We start from the raw sequence: 18296 nt of genomic DNA, 5'->3' as shown, positions 1-18296 counted from the left end.
TTCAATAATTAATCCTGTTTAAGCAGTTGAATCGGATTCAACTTTGCTGCTTGGTTAGCTGGAATCATACATGCCAACACATTAATTACAATCCCAAATCCTATAGTTAGTAGTACTGTAAATACATCAATATGTAACAGCTCGAAATGAATTTTAGCTTCTAGTGCACGGTTTAAAATAACCTGAACCACAATGCCTAGCACTGTACCATTGATAGAAGCCATGCCTCCCAATAAAATTGCTTCCGAAAAGAAGATCCAGCGAACTTCTCTGTTTCTGCCACCAATTGCTTTGAACAAACCAATTTCTTTTCTTCGCTCTAAAACACTGATATAAAGAATAATTCCTACCATAATAGAGGAGATCAATAGAATTAGCATAGAAACCCCAGTAATAGCAAGCTGTATATTTTTAAATGTTTTAGTTAACTCTTTCAATACGTTTTCAGGTGTTGTAATGGTATAGCTTTGTTTAAATTGGTTGACAACTGATTCGATTGAACCTTTATCATCCACATACACTTCATAGTTGTTAGTCGTTATTTCTGAATCTTTTCCAATAAATCTTGAACGTTTAACAACCTCTGTGTGGAAATCGTATGGAATATATGAATATTCTTTTCCAATAAAAGATTGTTCTGTAATGGCAGAAATTTTCAGCTTTTGTGTGTCCCATCTAGAGGGATAATTCGTAATTTCATCCATGGACAGAAATTTAATAGTAATCTCTTTACCAATTAATTCTTCCAGCTTGCCGCCTTCCTTTAGCAGTTTTTTTGCTGTGCTTTCTGACAAGGCGACTCCGTGCTCCTCATCTTTTGGAAGTTGGCCATATAATACCTTTGGCAAGGCGTATTCGTTGCTATTTTTTTCTTTATGCAAAGGCTTGACATCAAAGCTGATAATATCCGGCTTTTTCTCAATTCTTGCCGATAGCTCGAATTCAGGCTGCACTAATTTGATATGCTCATTTTTCTTGAGTTCATAATAATCGGAACTAACCATATAATCTTGTTCTTTTTTAAAATCTAATTTTTTACTGTCTATTACTTTATCGGATGAATACTGTATATAGTTGTCTATTCCGCTCCCGAACGCCAGAGCTAGTAAAAATCCACATATCCCCATAGAGATACCTATGGATACAAGGAAATAACGCCACCTTTTTTCCTTAATCCTATGATAGGAAAGTCTAAATGCTGATTTTAGTTGAAAAGAACGTTTCCGGGATGGTTCTTCTGTGATCTCCATTTGAACAGATTCCTGTTTATTTTGTTTCCTATCCTCGATGATTTCTCCATCTTTAACTCGAACGATTCTAGAAGCTTGCTCAGCAACCGCTTCATCGTGGGTGACTACAACAACCAAGCGACCTTGCTCAGAAATTCTTTTTAATAAATCAATTATTTCTTGAGAGGTTTGGGAATCTAAGGCACCGGTAGGTTCATCAGCCAAAATGATGTTTGGCGACTTGACCAACGCTCTTGCAATTGCAACTCTTTGCTGCTGTCCTCCCGACAATTCATTAGCCTTTTGGTGAATCGCTTTTTCCAGGCCGACTTCTTGAAGAGCTTGTACACATTTTTTGTGAGCTTCCTTTTTCTCATACGAGCTCATAGCTAAAGCCAACTCTACATTTTCCAATACGGTCAGGTGAGGAATCAGGTGAAAATGTTGAAACACAAATCCGACATTATCTTTCCGGTAATCAGAATACTGATTATCATTAAATGTTGACATAGGTGTTTCATTTATGAACACCTCTCCCGAATCTGGCTTATCCAGACCTCCAAGTGTGTTAAGGAGTGTAGATTTTCCAGAGCCCGAAGCTCCTACAATCGCGACGAACTCACCGTGATCTAACATTAAATTTACATTTTTCAATGCAGGGATTGGCGTTGACTTATCTGGATAATAGGTTTTACTAACATTTCTAATTTCTATCATGGAACCACTCCATTTCTTTTAACTGTTGTCTATAAAGATAGCGGTTGGCTATGATGGCCTTATGACTACCGTATGACTTTTTTGTGACTATTGGAAAAGAATATCGATTTAAAAGTCAGACCAGAAATTTTTTGTTGACTACAAAAGAAGGGGCTCTTCCATAAATCATTGATCAATGACTTTCGGGAGAACCCCTAAACTTTATATCATTTATATTGACTCATCGGACGGCCCAAGGAAAGCGCCCAGTCGGAACGGAAATCAACCCTACGTTATGGTGATGAGTCTTTATATTATGGTTGGTAAACTTCCCCTTTTATTATTACTTTAGAAGCTGAGATAAGAATTTCTAAATTTGCTTCATAATATGGATTTAAAATTTTGTTGATAGCACCCCATTTTTCATTGGATTTTTCATAGTCACCTTTTTTTTCAAGAGCTATTGCTTCTTCATAAAGTTTTTTTAATTCCGCTTTATCTTTTGCTTTGATTTCAAAATCAAAGTAAGTCATGTAATCTTCAAAGCTAAGTGGCTTCATGTAAGGTTTAATCATTTCATCAAATTGCTCCCATAGCTTTTCAGATAATTGACCATTATTATCTGTCACTGCTTTTTGAGCATCTTTATAAACTGCTTTTAGTTTCGGTAAGGCTTCAGCTGGAATATCTAATTCCAAATCTGAAATGTAATCTTCAAATGTTACAGGTGGATATAGTTCATCTAGGTAAGGTTGAAGAATCTTCTGAAATTCATCAAATTTTGCTTGTGCTTTTTCTTCTTTACCAGATTTCTCTAGTTTTATCCACTGTTCATAAATCGCTTTTAGCTGTTTTTTATCCTGTTCTTTAATAACTATATTTTTTTCACTAAATCCATACTCTTCCATGAACGCTTCGAAGGATACAGGTACCCAGCTAGCTAAAATATATGGCTTTGTGATTTTATCCATTTCACGATTGATTTTCTCTACTTCATCATATTTCTCTTCTTTTACTAACTGCTCCGTTTTATTAAACAATTTTTCTAATTTAGCTAGATCTTCTTTTGTGATTTCTTTAGGTAAGTCTTTTTTATAGACGTCAAACGTGTAGAAATCTGCATAATCTTGTACTAAGCTACCTTCTACAGAAATTTCTTGCCCTTCAACTAACTTCATTTTTGCTATTTGCTCATCTGAAAATTGTTGGATTCCAATATAGTAGTTTTTACCGTCTTTCCCTTTGATTGTCACACTATCTTCGTTAATGCTTTTAACAGTTCCTTTAATTTGTTGCTCAGCTTGAACAGTTATTTCGTTTGTTGGTTTTACTGATGTAGCTCCAGCTTGATGCGGAGCGAAGACAGCCATTCCAATTGTTAGTGCTGATGCGATCATCCAAGCTTGCTTAGTTGTTTTTTTCATAATCAATTCTCCTCTTTTTTATGACTCATATTACTTACACTTCATAAGATAGTGGTTTGTTATGAAGACCATATGAATTCGATATGACTTTTTTGTGACTATTGGAAAAGAATATCGGTGCATGCAAAAGCAAGCAAATGCGCTTGAATGTTACATACTTTTTGTATTGTCATATAACGTTTACTACATAGACATTTCAAAGAAATTTTCAGATACTATCCAAATGATGATAAAATTGCAAAAAAAATAATTTAGTGCAACTTTTCCTATTACTGAAACGAGGATAAGGTGAAAGGTGGGAAGAGATGGACATTGAACAGCTTTATTTGCGTTATATAAACGATATCTATCGGTATTTTTATTCCTTATGCAAAAACCCAACATTAGCAGAGGATTTAATGCAGGATACTTTTTATAAAGCGCACATTACATTACTTTCTAATACGGTCCAAGACATTAAACCATGGTTATTTAAAGTAGCTTATTATACCCATATCGATTACATACGAAAACAGCACCGTGTGGACCTTACGAATACTCTTGAACGATCAACACATATGACACCTGAAACCATTGCGGTAAATGAGGAATCCTTCCATTCGTTAATATCTTTACTCGATCAGCTATCGCCTTATGAAAAGCAGGCAATTATGTTGTGTGATCTGCACGATTGTACTTATGAGCAAGCGTCAAATATTTTAGATTTAAAATTAAATACGCTCAAAAGTCATTTATTACGTGGTCGAAAAAAGATGAGAATTTTAATAGAAAAGGAGAGACAACAATATGGATGATTATGAAAAATTAATAGCCAGCTCCAAAGAAGAAATCGCAAATATAAAAGATCAAAGTAAATTTCAAAAAGCTATTAAAAGAACAATTTTCACGTCAAAATCGAAGTTGATTTTTGCAACTTTAACAATGATATTATTGATTGTGCCAATTAGTTTTATGTTGACATTAATGTATTACGCATTCGGTACAAAGTCTACAACATTAATGGAAGTAGCAAGCAAAACGTTGTATGTTACTGAGCCAAATACATCATTAGAGGAAATAGAGTTTGATATGTCCTTTTCACCATTTTCAATGAAGCTTGCTTTTGAGCAGTATAAGCGAATAGGAGAGGAAGACTATAAAGCGAACAAGTATGATTTACGTTTTTTCCTTGGTGGTTTATCTAAAAAAGAAGTGACAACATCTTTAGAAAGAGTAGCTCCAAAAAACCCAACAGAAACGAATCCTTGGCTAATACATCCTGAAAACAAGAATTTGAATTTGGATATTGGTCGAGAATTGCGGGTGCTTAACGGTTTACCAGATGAAACAGTTGTGGAAGCTTATATTTCATTTTACGATTTAATGACAGTTAAAGAAGTTGAAGATGCAATGCCTAATGTCGATGTTGTGTGGGCTGCTGTCGATACAGGTGTAGAAAAAACAAATTTAAGCAAAGATGGCAAAGTTGTATCACCAATTGGCTATCCTGTGCAACGTGATAATTCTACTTGGTCACCATTTAGAGATTCAGCGTCAAATGAAGAAGTATTTAAAGATATTTTAAAGACTATGGAAAATCACGAAGAGCTTGCGACAGCAATTTCTAGCGCGAAAAATTTAGCATTGCCGGAGCGTATTGCTTACATTAATAAACATGGTGTAAAGACTTATGGGGTTGTTGTAACAGGACCGAAAAATGATGTCCTTACATCACTAGAAAAAATGAATAAAATTGTACGGTATTTAAAAGTTGGTGAGGTGAAATTATGGAACTGGTCACGTTAAAACGATTTGAAAAGGGATTCATCATAGCTGGATGGTTTGGAGTCATTAGTGGCTTATGCCTACTGCTATTACTTAATATTACGCTATTAACGAATATTTATATAACGACTAAAAACCTCTTTTTGTTAATTTATCTGACAGCACCTCTAAGCGTCCTTGCGTTATTTTCTAAAAAAAGTCGTTCATTAGGGCTATGGGGGTTAAGTACTGTATTATTTATCATAATATTTACAGTCATTTTTTTCGGCTTGGGATGGATAGTAACGCCGTTTCCTTAAAAAAGCTATTCCTATTGCTCCCCGCAATGGGTTTGGAGAACCGATGGGAAGGATCAATAGTTCTAGTAGATGGTGGTTTAACTTAATAATATTTCAATAAGAAAAATCCCGAATAATGAACGTTATTCGAGAATTTGTTTTTCTTATCTTGTGTTTTTAATTTATCCTAAAGCCTTCTAAGCAATTAATAGATTAATAATTTTAATCAGTTTTCGGTTTAGATACAGGAACAGATCGATTTAAAATACTGTTAGCAATCATTCCAATCATGATAATGATCATACCAATTAAAGATAATCCCATAGGCCAAGAACCGTTTAAAAAAACGATTTCACCAAGAACAGTAAATACCATTGTTCCAGCCTGTGTTGCCTCTACTGCCCCTAACAAAGCAAGGTTATTTTTCGCTAAGTCAGTAGCGAAGAAAAATGTCATTGTGGCGATAACACCCGAACATAAGGCTAATAAGAAACCTTGAGAGATTTGCCCAGATGTTGGTATGCCAGTTGTAGTCCAACCATAAATCGCTAATATAATACTGACTGGAAGGCTTCCAATTGCCATGCCTAACACGCGTTGAAATGTATCTAAGCGACCATCAACGACTTCCATCATTTTTCTATTACCGAAAGGATACAAGAATGCAGCGATGACCACAGGGAGGAAACCGGTTAAAAATTGAGAAACAGTAATATCTCCAGCTTCAGTTAATTGCATACAAATGACACCTGTTAAAATAAATAATGAAACGAGTAAGCTTCGCATTGGGATTTTACCGCGAACTCGTTTAACTCCTGACTTCGTCTCCAATGTAATAAAAAATAACGGAGATAATAGCAAACCAGCTAAAATGGTTATTTGCCATGTACCTGCTACGAGCCATGCAGGACTAAATACAGCAGCATAGCTTAATAAGGAATAAAATCCAACCCCGGCTATTGTGCCATAACCAAGCCATGCTAAAGGATGTTTACGCATTTCTCCCAATAGTGGACGAAGGTTTTTGCGAAATAGGACGATAAAGAATAAAATGGGTAAAGCGAATAAAAATCGGAAGGAAGCAGTCCAAGCCCAGCTTGTACCTGATACGTTCATAACTCGATTTATAATAAATGTAGCTGAAAAAAACGCAGATGATAAAATACCTAATAAGATAGCACGCATTTCGTTCGCTCCTTTCTAAATATATATTATAATATAATTATCAGCATAAAAAGTAAACTATAATATACTGAAAGCGGGGGGTTCCTATGAAAGAACAAGAGGATATGCAAACAAAAGAAGTAATTCTGCAAGTTGGTCAATTGTTACGACAAATACGCAATGAACAAAAATTAAGTTTAGAAGAGTTAGCAAAAAAAACGGGTGTTAGTAAATTAACGTTAGGGAAAATCGAAAGAGGAGAAACGAATCCTACATTAGGCGTCATTTGGAAGATTACAAAAGGATTATCTATTCCGTTGTCACGGCTTATGGTTATAGAAGATATAGTAAATGTTGCACGCTGCGGAGAAGGATTTATTATAGAAGAAAATCAAATGTGGCGATTAGAAACTATATTTCGATACAAAAAGGAAACAGGATTGGAAATGCATCGTGCTTGTTTGCAACCAAATAGCATATATGAAGCAGAACCTCATCATGAAGGAGCTATCGAATATGTTACAGTAATGAAGGGGACAATTTCGATTCAAGTTGGACAAGAAATATATACATTAAACGAATTTGATTCTATTCAATTTGAAGCAAATAGAAAGCATAGCTATGAAAACACCGGAAATGAAGTTGCAGTTCTCCATTTAACAATGAAATATCTATCTTGAAATAAGTAATTACTCTAGTAGTTTTATCTTTCGATTCTATGTGGGGGGCTTTAGCTGGAAGCGGCATTGGCGAGCCAACAGTGGACAGAACAAACAATAAGAAAAATCCCGAATAATGTCCGTTATTCGGGATTTTGTTTTTCTAACTTTTTGCTATTAATTTATTCAAAAGCTGTATTTATCATGATAATGTGAATTTTTTTAGCTCTACAGTCAACGTATTTGTCATTTCTTGAAGTTCTGAAACCTTTTCACTAATTTTTTCGAATGATCCTAACTGTGCTTGAGTAGAAGCGGATATTTCTTCTGTTCCTGCTGCGGTTTCTTCCGTAATAGCTGAAATGTTTTCAATGGCGCTGTTCATTTGCTTGCTCATTTCGCTTGTTTGCTCCATATCCATCGTAAGGAGCTGTAACTGATCATTAATATCTAATACATGAGTTGCAATCGCCTCAAATGACTTTTCAGTATCGGTCATCGATTGTAATTGTTCATTTGAAAGCTGATGTCCATGCTCTGCCGTAGAGAGAATGAGCGTAATGCCATCTTGTATATGTGTCACCATCGATGAGATTAAAGAAGTTGCTTTTTCTGTTTCATGAGATAGTTTTTTGACTTCCTCTGCTACAATTGCGAATCCTTTTCCGGCTTCTCCAGCACGTGCCGCTTCGATTGCAGCATTTAATGCTAATAGATTTGTTTGATCAGCAATAGCGTGTACTGCATTAGCTGCACCTTCAATTTCTGTTGTGAATTTAGAGAATTGAGTAACAGCCTCTTTGATGTTAATCGAAGTGGATGAAATATCCTTCGCGATAGAGGATTGCTTCTCTAGTGAGCTACGACCATTTTGAACTGCAGTAAGTGCTTTGCTACCGTTCACTGCTGATTGTTCACTTGTCTCCTGAACAGTAGTAAATTGATCTGCCATCGTATTCATAAGGATAGCAGCTGACTGGATATCTTCTGAAATAGTTAGGCTTCCCTTTGCCAATTCATCTGTTGATGTAGCAATTTGTTTATTGCCCTCGTTAACAGTATCAATATAGCTTGTGACATCTTTTGTAAATAGACCAACATTTTTGCCTACATGATCAATTGATTGTACGGTACTTTTTAAGCTAACAATCATTTTTGAAAAGTTCTCCGTTAGTTGATCAACTTCATTTCGACTGCCTTCCTTATAGGGCAGGGAAGAGGTGTCAATTGTCAAATTTCCTGCAGCCACCAATTGTGCACAATCCACGATTCGGTTAATCGGTTTAGTAATTCTTTTCGTTGCGACATACGAAAAAATGATAGTAGCAATAAGTAGAAGGATACTTCCTATTATTGTTGTTGTGGTAATAAATGAAATTTTTTGTGCTGCCAAATCATTCGTTTCTTTATACCATTCATTTGTTTCCTTTTTCAGTAGATACATATCGTTCAAAATACCGGATATTCTGATTGCTTGTTTTTTTATTTCAGGACGATTGTGAGCAAGAAATCCTGCTTCTGAAGCTTTTGCTAATGCATCGTATTTACCCTCAATTTTTTTGATGATTGCCTTATGCTCAGATATTTTTGCAATAGTTGAGAGTTTTTCTATATTTACTTTCGTTTCTTTTAAAATTGAAAGAGCTTCATTTTTATTGGCCTCACTATCTAAAAAAGTGTAGTTGTTTAATGATTGGCTCGCTACAACTAAACTTTGTTCAAGTTCTTTCACTGCCAGTAATAGTTCTGTATCATCTTGTGCAGTTGTTTGTATATCGAATGTTTGAACGATAATAAAACCAATCATAGCCATTGCGAGTCCAATGGGAATAAGTATGTTCAAAAATAGCTTTTTTCTTAGTGTCACTGGCTGTTCCCCTTTTCTGCAGAAACTTTTATTTTACCCGAGACAATATCTTCTTTTGCTTTTTCAAGAGCAGCCTGTTGTTCAGGTGTAAAATTAATAACTCGTATATCTGCAAGGCCTACTCCATTATCAGCTAAACCGAATGACAATGATTTTTCGGGAATTTTCCCTTCCTCATCTAATGTTTTAGCCATTTTAAAAACAGCTTGGTCGACATTTTTTAACATCGATGTCACGACAGTTTTTTCTGCAATGTAAAATTGATCAATATCAACTCCGGCCGCATATATGCCCATTTCTTCTGCTTTCTTTATGGCGCCAAAACCTGTGAAGCCCGCTGCATGATAAATAAAATCTACTTTGTTCTTTATGTAACGTTCTGCGATTGCGGCACCCGCATCGGTATCATCAAATGAGCCAGCATATTCACTAATAATTTCGATATTTGGATTATAATATTTAGCTCCCTCAATAAAGCCGTTTTCAAAGTGATGGATAACTGGAACATCTGCACCACCAATAAATCCTATTTTTCCAGTTTTACTCGTCATTGCAGCAACCATTCCAAGTAAAAAGCTACCTTCCTGCTCTTTAAAGGTTATGGAAGTGATGTTTGCAACATCTGATTGCCCGTCAATAAGGACGAATTGTTGATCAGGATATTTCTTCGCAGTCTTTTCCAATGCCTCCTGTACAGAGAAGCCTAGACCAATAATGATGTTATACTTTTCTGCGACAAGTTCCTCTAGCTTCTCTTCGTAATTACCATCAGGCGCCTCTTTATAATCAAACAAAATACCTAGTTCATCGCGTGCTTTCTCAAGCCCTTTAAAAGCTGAGTCATTAAACGATTCATCACCAAGCCCAGCATCCGAAAGTAAGATACCAATTTTATAGTCATCTTGCGCTTTTTCCGGCTGAGTAATTGAACAGCCTGCTAATAACAAAGCTATTAAGCAAAAGCCAATCATTAATTTTTTCAATATGAGTACCCCCAATTGTATGTATTATTTATATCGGCAAAAAGTTATTCTACGTCAGAGGTCAGACGATGATTTTTTGTTTTACCATTAAATACTATCAGATTTTTTGAAATTTACTACAGGGAAATGGGTTTAAATCATTATCGAAAATTTTTAATCACTAGTTATTTAGTTTGTTTTGAAACGTATTTTCTCTATGTGTATAGTGAAAAAGGTAGGGGGATATTGTGAAATGTTTATATATTTTGCAAAATTAACCCTTTTCTTTGTCAATTAAACTAGCCTTGCAAACATCCAAAGAGTTTGCAAGGCCCACTATCTGATAGTGAAGAATTAAATTGTACTAAATAATTTTAATAAATTTTGATTATATTCTGCTTTACATAGGCGGCTTTAAGTGTAAATTTATTAAATTATCAAAATTTGCAGAAAAATCAACAAATTTTGATTTTGATTATTTTGAAAGTTAGCGTATGGTGTGAATAACCACTATAAATAAAAACTAGTACTTGGTACGGTTATTATGTTTTTGCTAGCAGTCATGGATTCAAAAGGAAGTGAAATCCATAATCTTCGCAGCTAATAATAAGTGAGTGGTTCAAGTTTATCGAATTAGCCTAATAATAATTTCAATAATCTGATTATTATAACTGATGAGGCGATTCCGTTAATTCGAAGTACAAGCTTAGGGGGAGGTTATTATTAATTTTATATTAGTCAATATTGCATATTTTATTATTTATTATCCCATTGTTACTATTATTCACGAAATTGGTCATGCAATTTTTGTAAAGATATTCAGTGGGAAAATTATTTATATCGGATTTGGCGGGGGTGACTCGTTATATTGCAATGGAAGTAGTTCAAATGAATAGAACTAATAATGTACTTAAAATTGCTCCGGGTAAAATAAGCGGAATAAAGCAACGCACTTTAATTGAGGGAATTATAAAGTTTAGTAGAAATAAAAAAAGTCGAAGGTATTAGCTATGATTATTAATAAGAATTTTTCAAACCTATTATTTGGTAGGCTTTTTGTTAATATGGGCGACAGTCTATATTATATCACGATTATGTGGTTAGTTTTTGAATTAACCCAAAACACTTTATTTACTGGAATTGCAGGTGCATTATTTATGTTGCCTGAAGTTTTTTCATTTTTTTATGGGCCTATTATTGATAGATGTGATAAAAAGAGATTTTTAATAATTTTCACCTTATTACAGACTTTATTAATGTTAATTTTATATGTACTGTATTTTTCAGGCGGAGATGTAGCAATCTACAGTATATTATTCATTATTCCATTTCTTGCTTTTCTTTCTGAGTTTACTTACCCAATAGAAAACGCATTAATTCCTGGATTTGTGGGAAAGGAGGATTTAACAAAAGCTAACTCCATTATGGCTATTGCTGCGGATGGGGTAGATTTATTATTTAACGCTGTATCCGGTATTTTAATTGCTGTTACGTCCATAGCTTCAATTTTATTAGGTAATGCTGTTCTTTTTTTATTAGCCGCTGTTCTTTTCTTAAGACTCAAGATAAAGGAAAAACACCAAGATGTTAAAAACTCAGAACATGAAAAAAAAGAAACATACTTTACAGACCTTAAAGAGGGGTTAAAGTTTGTTAAAAAGAAAGAAATTTTAGCATTAATTATTCCATTTCTTGTTTTAAATCTATTACTAGCAACATTTACTGTAAATTTACCAGCTATATCAACAACAATTACGGGTTCTGTGATTTCTTACGGAATTTTGCTTACAGTTTCCGGGATTGGAAGTGTCGTAGGGGCAATTATCAGTAATTTTATTTCTAAAAATCTTAAAATGGGTGCAATAGTTATAAGTACAGTCTTTTTTTATGGGTTATCATGGCTAATTGGAATATCCCTAGGTGGATTTTTTATTTATATTTTTTCTTTTGTAGCTAGCATATTTATAGGAATTATAAATGTGGTTTTCACAGTAATTTTCCAAGAGCTCCCTCCTGAAAATATGTTAGGTAGAGTGAATACAACTATCAAAACATTAATTACCATTTTTATGCCAATAGGTGCCTTGCTAGGAGGATGGCTCCCGACTATATTAGGTTTGAAAAATACGATAATAGTTAATGCAAGTTTGATTATTATTCTAGCGTTATTGCTGCTTTGTATTAATTCAATAAGAAATATGGTTATAGATGCAGAAGAACTTAAAATCTAATGCTAAGTTTAATTTTACAAATATTGCTAAAAAGATAAGGGATCTTGAGGCAGCTATTAAAAGTAGTATCGAGTTTATTGCTTTAATTATTAAACAAAACCTGCATATTAGAAAACCAGTTTTTTACAACTCTAATACTCTCAAAAAGTTCACCTGAATTATTCATAGCTTTCTAAAGTTTGTGGATTTTCACGAGTTTTTTATAGAAGTCTCGTTTTTTTGAGAATTCATGCTTAAGTTAAACAGGGGTTGGAAATAAGAGGTGAATAAATTCATTGTTTGGACAGACTTCTCTCTTGGTGTGATGTCGATTTTTTTAAAAAGGGTTAAAAGTGTTATTTGATTTCTAGTTACTGCACCCGGATCTGTACGTCCCAAAAGAAGCGTGCGTACACGAAGTTAGATGACAATCTAAAGTAAAGCGAGCATCCAGATTTTATTAGTTTGCTTGCCACTTTAATGAAGTGCATACGAATTTTTTAGATTTAAATACCCTTGTAGTACTCTGGGAAACTCAGTATTTTTGGGGAAATATCTATCAAACTGTTGATTGATAATAAATTATATTTTCCTACTTTATTCAATAGGGGTTCAGCTAGTTGATAAACAAAAAGAAATTTAATAATGAGTTTGATATTAGCCCTCAATGATTCTAAGAACTATCGAGGGTTTTCTGATGTTGTGATTTAAAAATGTTGAAAAATAAATTTGCGGTAAGTGGCATTGATGATGAAATTTTTGCTATTTATAGTCGTATGATACAAGTAAATTTTACAAACAATGATTATTTAGTTCGTATCAATTAAAATAGCCTCGCAAACATCCATTTAGTTTGCGAGGCCAATTGTTTATATTAAACTGCACCAAATAATTTTAATAAATTTATTATGATAATCCCTACAATGCCGAAGTCTGAATCGCCAAATGTAGTTCCTTCATAGCCGATATCACCCATGAAGATAAGTAGAATTGCGGGGATAAAGCTAATAATTAATCCGTTGGCAAATGCTCCTACCATAGCACCGATTCTACCGCCAGTTGCATTACCGAATACTCCTGCAGCCGCACCTGTGAAGAAATGTGGTACAAGCCCAGGTACAATCACTTTTAGTCCTATGAGGGGAAGTATAAACATGGACACTAAACCTGCTACAAAGCTAAACAGGAAGCCGATAATAACTGCATTTGGTGCGAACGGGAAAATTGTTGGGCAGTCTAATGCAGGCTTTGTGTTTGGTACGAGTTTATCTGCAATACCTTTGAAGGCAGGAATTATTTCGGCAATCAGCATTCGCACTCCAGCTAAAATGATATAGACACCAGCGGCAAAGGTAATAGCTTGAATAATGGCAAAGACGATAAAATTCGAACCGCCGGATAGCTGTGTCTCAATATAGGATGGACCTGCGAATAGGGCAACGATAATAAAAAATAGACTCATAGTTAAGGATACAGCTACAGATGTATCTCTTAAAAAGCCAAGAGATTTTGGAACTTTTATATCTTCCGTTGATTTGGCTTTATTTCCAAAGAGCTTTCCAATTTTAGCAGATACATAATAACCAACACTGCCAAAATGACCGATAGCAAAATCATCACTACCTGTTATTTGACGAACGGTTGGTTGTAAAATGGCAGGGAATAAGACCATACAAATACCTAGTATAATAGAGCCAACGATGATAAGAGGTGTGCCACTCATACCGCCGACTGAAAGTGATGCTGCGATTAAACACGCCATAAATAATGTATGATGACCAGTTAAAAATATATATTTAAATGGCGTAAATCGCGCAAATAAAATGTTCATGATCATACCGAAAACCATAATCATGGCTGTAGATGTTCCGAAACTAGTTTGAGCGGCTGCTACAATCGCTTCATTATTTGGGATAACCCCTTGGACATTAAATGCATGATCAAACATATTACTAAAGTGATTTAAAGAACCGATTAAAACAGTTGCACCTGCACCAAGAATAACAAAGCCCATAACCGTTTTTAACGTACCAGAAAGAACTGTTGAAGCTGACTTTTTTTGGATTAATAAACCGACAAAAGCGAATAGGCCGACTAATATAGCTGGTGTTCCTAAAATGTCATTCATAATAACATCTAACATATTAACACCTCATCCTATCCAATTTTTAATGAAGTTCATCCTTATAACAGTGGTTTAAGCTTTGATTTAATTTCTGAAATACTCATCATATTAACAATACTAACGATATGACCTCTTCCTTCACCTAATTGATTAACAATATCTTTAGCACCAAGATAAATATCCGCTTTCTCGGCCTTGGCAGATGCTAAATCTGTATGAGTTACTTCAACAACTTTTCCAAGTTCAGTTAATGCTTTTTTTACATTCAATTCCATGATAAAGCTACTGCCTAAGCCATTCCCGCACACTACTAAAATCTTCATCAAGATTGCTCCTTTGCCACAATTTGTTGAATTTCTTTAATAATATCGTCTTTATGCTGGCAGGCGATGATGCTGTCTATTTGATTTGGTTCTTGCAAAATCTTTGTTAAGTCAACCAAGGCCTGCAGATGCGACGCGCTATCAGTCGCAGCTAAAACAATAATTAAGAATACAGGCTTTTCTGGTCCAAACAAAACAGGTTTTTGTAAGCTTAATAGGCTCATGGATAACTCGTTAACTCCTTCTGTGTGCCGTGCATGTGGAATCGCTACTTTTGGTGTTATGACTACATAAGGTCCATGTTTTTCAATGGAATGAATCATTGACTCAATATAGCGTTCTTCGATTTTATTGTTCTTTAATAGTGGACTTGCCGCTAAATGAATAGCCTCTTGCCAAGTATTTACAAAATTTGCGAGTTGTATAGTATCTTTTGTCAGTAACTCAGTTAGCAAAAACAACCCTCCTTTCATAGGGATAAACATACCCCATTTCATGTTATTATTGCTTACTATGAAATTATGTCATATGAGGATACATTTTTAATTGTTTTGCTAAATCGTAAATTGAATTTTTTACAAATGTATCCGTTTTGCTATCTAGACGAGATTTAGGATAAACAAGTTGAATCTTTCTATTAAGTGTCACATCGTGTAAGTCCTTTTTGATTAAAATTCCTGATTTTAACTCATCTTCGATTAGGGCAACTGACAAAAAGGCAATTGTTTTTCCGAAAGTAAGCATCTTCTTAATCGTACTAACAGAATCTAGCTCGATCGTATAAATGGAGGGGTGAAATGGGTCCATCCATTTTTCTATAAAATGATTTGTTGAACTTGAAGATGTATGCAATAATACTTTGTTTTTTAGGACATCTGCTTTTGTGATGTCCTTTTTTGTTGCAAGTTCATGGGTAGGGCTTAATGCTAAAACAAGTGAATCTTCGCCGATTGTTTCGTAATTAAGAGACGAATTTTCTTGTTTTGTTTCCATAATTAGCCCGAAATCTAATTCTTGAAGAGCTACCTTTTGTTCAATTTCGGGTGCTGTTTTTACTTCAAGAGATATTCGAATGTCAGGGTAAGCTGTTGAAACGAGATGAATAATATCCGGCATAAAAATATGTGCAGGTAGCCCGCTTGCTCCAAGCCTAATGGATCCGATATTGCCCGCTAAAAGATTTTCGACAAAGCGGTTCATATCTTTTTGTAGTTGTACAATTTGGCGAGCGTAATGATAGAGTCCTTCTCCCGCTTCTGTTAAGCGGTATCCACCTGCATTTGTCCGAAATAAACGGATGCCATATTCCTCTTCAATTGAGCGAATATGAAAGGATACTGTTGGTGCTGTAAGACCAAGCTCTTTGGCGACAGGAGCTAATTTTTTTAATTCTACAAGTAGGCAAAATGCCTGTAACTTCACATTGTTCATTTTATCCCCCTAAAGTAAATTAGAAAAAATCTTGTATTTGCTTTAGTTTATTAGATTTTTTTTAACGAGTTATTAATAGTAGATTAATATTTTCTAAATATCTGGAATTTATAGTTGTAATTAACAAGGAGGATATTATGAAAATCTCATTAACGAATATAGAGAAAAAATATGGACAGGCTCAAGCGCTATTGCCTATCAATATTGAGTTGGATAGCAAATTCATTACAATCTTAGGTCAATCAGGCTGTGGTAAGACAACATTATTAAAAATATTAGCAGGGCTTGAACAACCGACAAATGGAGAAATCCGTTTTGATGAAACAATTATTTATTCGTCCAAACTCCGTAAAAATGTAAAACCAAATAAGCGAAATTTGGCAATGGTTTTTCAGGATTTTGCATTATGGCCACATATGACTATTTTCCAAAACATTGCTTTTGGATTGAAGGGAATTGTTCCAAAGTCAGATATTCCGACACGAGTAGAGCACGTTATGCGATTGGTGAAAATGGAGGGATTTGATAAACGAAAGCCTGGTGAGCTATCTGGAGGACAGCAGCAAAGAGTAGCGCTTGCGAGGGCACTTGCGACAAATCCAAAGCTTATTTTGTTTGATGAACCTTTATCGGCTCTCGACGCAGTACTAAGAGAAAAAATGCAAGATGAAATCATGCATATTATTCATGAGCTAGATTGTCAGGCTATTTTTGTCACGCATGATCAAACAGAGGCTATGGCAATGTCAGATCAAATTATCGTGATGGAGGCAGGAAGAATTGCACAAGTAGGAACCCCAGAAGAAATATACCACGCCCCAGCAACACCGTATATAGCAGATTTTATAGGCAAGGTGAACTGGTTTGATAAAGGTAATTATATTGTGCGACCAGAAGGAGTTTCCAGATTACCACGCCCAGGTACAATTGCAAAACAAGCGATGATTTTAAAAAGTACCTTTGTTGGTGATCGGTATTTAGTGCAAGCACAGGTAGAAGGTAAGCACTGGAGCTTTTACGAAGCAGAACCTATAGAGCACGGGAAGCAGCTTGAAGTTTTTATTGATGAAAAACGAATATATCAATTGGAGGGTTTACATTGAAAAAACGAAGTTTAGAACTATTTGCTACAGCTGGAATTCTTTTAACATTAGCATTAGCGGGCTGTGGAAATAAAACAGTAGAGAGTGAGAAAGAATCAAGTGCAAAGCCGAAAGAAGAACAAACTTTAACGGTATATTCTGCTGGTCCAGATGGTTTAGCGGCGAATATTCAACAAGCTTTTGAAGAGAAAACAGGAATAAAAGTAGAGATGTTCCAAGGGACAACAGGCAAAATATTATCGCGTTTAGAAGCTGAGAAAAACAACCCTGTAGCAGACGTTGTCGTACTAGCTTCTGTCGCTTCAATGGATGGCTTAAAGGAAACAGATCAGCTTCAAAGCTATAAAGAAGCTGCAAATGCAAAGAAAATCAATAGCGATTGGTCTGATGCAAAAGGTTATTACTATGGTTATAGTGCCTCAGCTTTAGGAATTGCTTATAATACAAAAAATATACAACAAGCTCCGGCAGAATGGACAGATTTAGCAAAAGCTGAATGGCAAAATAAAATTAATATTCCAGACCCTAGCTTGTCAGGTTCTGCTGTAGATTTCTTATACGGATATACAGAAGCTGAAAAAATGGCTTGGGCTACGATGGAGAAGTGGAAGGAAAATGGTCTACAGGTAAATGGCGCTAATAAGGAAGCTTTAGATGCTGTTATAACAGGTGACAAAAATGCCACAATTTCAGGGGTAGATTACATGGCCTATAAAGCAAAAGCAGATGGTGAGCCAGTAGAAATTGTTTATCCAAAAAGCGGAACAGTTGTCAGTCCACGAGCTGTGGGTATTTTGAAGGATGCAAAAAACGTAGATAGTGCAAAAGCGTACGTTGACTTTTTACTGTCTGATGAAGGGCAAAAACTTGTGGCAAATGCCTACTTACTACCAGGGAACAAAGATATACCTGTTAAGGACCGTGCAGCCTTAGATGAAATTCCACAGTTAAAAGTGAACTGGAATGGTGCAGAAGCGAAGCAACTTGAAGTATTAACTAAATTCAATGGTATTTTTCGTTAAGTAGATGTGGGAGGTTTTTTAGCCTCCTTTAAGTTTTTC

General features: G+C 35.0%; 16 protein-coding genes. 7 read left to right on the top strand and 9 right to left on the bottom strand.

The window, feature by feature from the left end:
- Nucleotides 1–8 precede the first annotated feature (8 nt).
- The gene (locus tag JNUCC51_RS04785) at nucleotides 9–1946 is read right to left on the bottom strand and encodes an ABC transporter ATP-binding protein/permease (protein WP_337991061.1); all 1938 of its coding nucleotides are present in this window, start codon (nucleotides 1944–1946) and stop codon (nucleotides 9–11) included.
- A 293-nt stretch (nucleotides 1947–2239) separates the two neighbouring features.
- A complete protein-coding gene (locus JNUCC51_RS04780) occupies nucleotides 2240–3349 on the bottom strand; it encodes an ATP-binding protein (protein ID WP_337991060.1) in 1110 nt (369 codons plus the stop codon).
- Nucleotides 3350–3654: 305 nt separating this feature from the next.
- On the opposite strand from JNUCC51_RS04780, the gene JNUCC51_RS04775 reads away from it, so the two are divergent.
- Genes JNUCC51_RS04775 through JNUCC51_RS24765 form a run of 3 tightly spaced genes read left to right on the top strand, consistent with a single transcriptional unit; the run spans nucleotide 3655 to nucleotide 5412 of the window.
- The gene (locus JNUCC51_RS04775) at nucleotides 3655–4143 is read left to right on the top strand and encodes a sigma-70 family RNA polymerase sigma factor (RefSeq protein ID WP_337991059.1); all 489 of its coding nucleotides are present in this window, start codon (nucleotides 3655–3657) and stop codon (nucleotides 4141–4143) included.
- The gene (locus JNUCC51_RS04770; protein ID WP_337991058.1) at nucleotides 4136–5134 is read left to right on the top strand and encodes an anti-sigma factor; all 999 of its coding nucleotides are present in this window, start codon (nucleotides 4136–4138) and stop codon (nucleotides 5132–5134) included. Before JNUCC51_RS04775 ends, JNUCC51_RS04770 begins: the two co-directional genes overlap by 8 nt.
- Nucleotides 5116–5412 (top strand): hypothetical protein, encoded by a 297-nt coding sequence (locus tag JNUCC51_RS24765; RefSeq protein WP_443136974.1) that lies wholly within the window; start codon nucleotides 5116–5118, stop codon nucleotides 5410–5412. Before JNUCC51_RS04770 ends, JNUCC51_RS24765 begins: the two co-directional genes overlap by 19 nt.
- 201 nt (nucleotides 5413–5613) lie before the next feature.
- Here JNUCC51_RS24765 and JNUCC51_RS04765 read toward each other — a convergent pair whose 3' ends face one another.
- Entirely contained in the window at nucleotides 5614–6576 is a 963-nt protein-coding gene (locus JNUCC51_RS04765; protein ID WP_337991057.1) for a DMT family transporter, read from the bottom strand.
- A gap of 86 nt (nucleotides 6577–6662) precedes the next feature.
- Here JNUCC51_RS04765 and JNUCC51_RS04760 point away from each other — a divergent pair, with 86 nt between their 5' ends.
- A complete protein-coding gene (locus tag JNUCC51_RS04760) occupies nucleotides 6663–7235 on the top strand; it encodes a helix-turn-helix domain-containing protein (protein WP_328009168.1) in 573 nt (190 codons plus the stop codon).
- A gap of 181 nt (nucleotides 7236–7416) precedes the next feature.
- On the opposite strand, the gene JNUCC51_RS04755 is transcribed toward JNUCC51_RS04760, so the two are convergent.
- On the bottom strand, nucleotides 7417–9081 hold the full coding sequence (locus JNUCC51_RS04755) for a methyl-accepting chemotaxis protein (protein WP_337991056.1): 1665 nt from the start codon (nucleotides 9079–9081) through the stop codon (nucleotides 7417–7419).
- Nucleotides 9078–10064 carry a BMP family lipoprotein gene (locus tag JNUCC51_RS04750; RefSeq protein ID WP_337991055.1) on the bottom strand — a complete coding sequence of 329 codons (987 nt, stop codon included), beginning with the start codon at nucleotides 10062–10064 and terminating at the stop codon, nucleotides 9078–9080. The genes JNUCC51_RS04755 and JNUCC51_RS04750 overlap by 4 nt, the downstream gene beginning before the upstream one ends.
- 989 nt (nucleotides 10065–11053) lie before the next feature.
- Here JNUCC51_RS04750 and JNUCC51_RS04745 point away from each other — a divergent pair.
- Nucleotides 11054–12274, top strand: coding sequence for an MFS transporter (locus JNUCC51_RS04745; protein ID WP_337991054.1), 1221 nt, complete (start codon nucleotides 11054–11056; stop codon nucleotides 12272–12274).
- Nucleotides 12275–13127: 853 nt separating this feature from the next.
- On the opposite strand, the gene ulaA is transcribed toward JNUCC51_RS04745, so the two are convergent.
- The 4 genes from ulaA to JNUCC51_RS04725 form a co-directional block, all read right to left on the bottom strand.
- Nucleotides 13128–14396 carry a PTS ascorbate transporter subunit IIC gene (gene ulaA / locus JNUCC51_RS04740; protein WP_337991053.1) on the bottom strand — a complete coding sequence of 423 codons (1269 nt, stop codon included), beginning with the start codon at nucleotides 14394–14396 and terminating at the stop codon, nucleotides 13128–13130.
- 41 nt (nucleotides 14397–14437) lie between these two features.
- Complete coding sequence (locus JNUCC51_RS04735; RefSeq protein ID WP_337991052.1) at nucleotides 14438–14701, bottom strand: PTS sugar transporter subunit IIB; 264 nt, start codon at nucleotides 14699–14701, stop codon at nucleotides 14438–14440.
- A complete protein-coding gene (locus JNUCC51_RS04730; protein ID WP_337991051.1) occupies nucleotides 14701–15156 on the bottom strand; it encodes a PTS sugar transporter subunit IIA in 456 nt (151 codons plus the stop codon). The genes JNUCC51_RS04735 and JNUCC51_RS04730 overlap by 1 nt, the downstream gene beginning before the upstream one ends.
- 64 nt (nucleotides 15157–15220) lie before the next feature.
- A complete protein-coding gene (locus JNUCC51_RS04725) occupies nucleotides 15221–16132 on the bottom strand; it encodes a LysR family transcriptional regulator (protein ID WP_337991050.1) in 912 nt (303 codons plus the stop codon).
- 137 nt (nucleotides 16133–16269) lie between these two features.
- Here JNUCC51_RS04725 and JNUCC51_RS04720 point away from each other — a divergent pair, with 137 nt between their 5' ends.
- A complete protein-coding gene (locus tag JNUCC51_RS04720) occupies nucleotides 16270–17235 on the top strand; it encodes an ABC transporter ATP-binding protein (protein ID WP_337991049.1) in 966 nt (321 codons plus the stop codon).
- A complete protein-coding gene (locus JNUCC51_RS04715) occupies nucleotides 17232–18257 on the top strand; it encodes an ABC transporter substrate-binding protein (protein ID WP_337991048.1) in 1026 nt (341 codons plus the stop codon). Before JNUCC51_RS04720 ends, JNUCC51_RS04715 begins: the two co-directional genes overlap by 4 nt.
- Nucleotides 18258–18296 lie beyond the last annotated feature (39 nt).

It is taken from the genome of Lysinibacillus sp. JNUCC 51, assembly GCF_015999525.1.
Taxonomy (GTDB): domain Bacteria; phylum Bacillota; class Bacilli; order Bacillales_A; family Planococcaceae; genus Lysinibacillus; species Lysinibacillus xylanilyticus.
Note: the sequence above shows the minus strand (reverse complement) of the source record. Positions and strands in the feature narration are given on the sequence as shown.

Excerpts from the sequence above, each read along its gene's own strand:
- JNUCC51_RS04760 (WP_328009168.1), top strand. The coding sequence starts at position 6,663 with ATGAAAGAACAAGAGGATATGCAAACAAAAGAAGTAATTCTGCAAGTT.
- JNUCC51_RS04780 (WP_337991060.1), bottom strand. The coding sequence starts at position 3,349 with ATGAAAAAAACAACTAAGCAAGCTTGGATGATCGCATCAGCACTAACA.
- JNUCC51_RS04785 (WP_337991061.1), bottom strand. The coding sequence starts at position 1,946 with ATGATAGAAATTAGAAATGTTAGTAAAACCTATTATCCAGATAAGTCA.
- JNUCC51_RS04770 (WP_337991058.1), top strand. The coding sequence starts at position 4,136 with ATGGATGATTATGAAAAATTAATAGCCAGCTCCAAAGAAGAAATCGCA.
- ulaA (WP_337991053.1), bottom strand. The coding sequence starts at position 14,396 with ATGTTAGATGTTATTATGAATGACATTTTAGGAACACCAGCTATATTA.
- JNUCC51_RS04725 (WP_337991050.1), bottom strand. The coding sequence starts at position 16,132 with ATGAACAATGTGAAGTTACAGGCATTTTGCCTACTTGTAGAATTAAAA.
- JNUCC51_RS04745 (WP_337991054.1), top strand. The coding sequence starts at position 11,054 with ATGATTATTAATAAGAATTTTTCAAACCTATTATTTGGTAGGCTTTTT.
- JNUCC51_RS04775 (WP_337991059.1), top strand. The coding sequence starts at position 3,655 with ATGGACATTGAACAGCTTTATTTGCGTTATATAAACGATATCTATCGG.
- JNUCC51_RS04735 (WP_337991052.1), bottom strand. The coding sequence starts at position 14,701 with ATGAAGATTTTAGTAGTGTGCGGGAATGGCTTAGGCAGTAGCTTTATC.
- JNUCC51_RS04720 (WP_337991049.1), top strand. The coding sequence starts at position 16,270 with ATGAAAATCTCATTAACGAATATAGAGAAAAAATATGGACAGGCTCAA.
- JNUCC51_RS24765 (WP_443136974.1), top strand. The coding sequence starts at position 5,116 with ATGGAACTGGTCACGTTAAAACGATTTGAAAAGGGATTCATCATAGCT.
- JNUCC51_RS04765 (WP_337991057.1), bottom strand. The coding sequence starts at position 6,576 with ATGCGTGCTATCTTATTAGGTATTTTATCATCTGCGTTTTTTTCAGCT.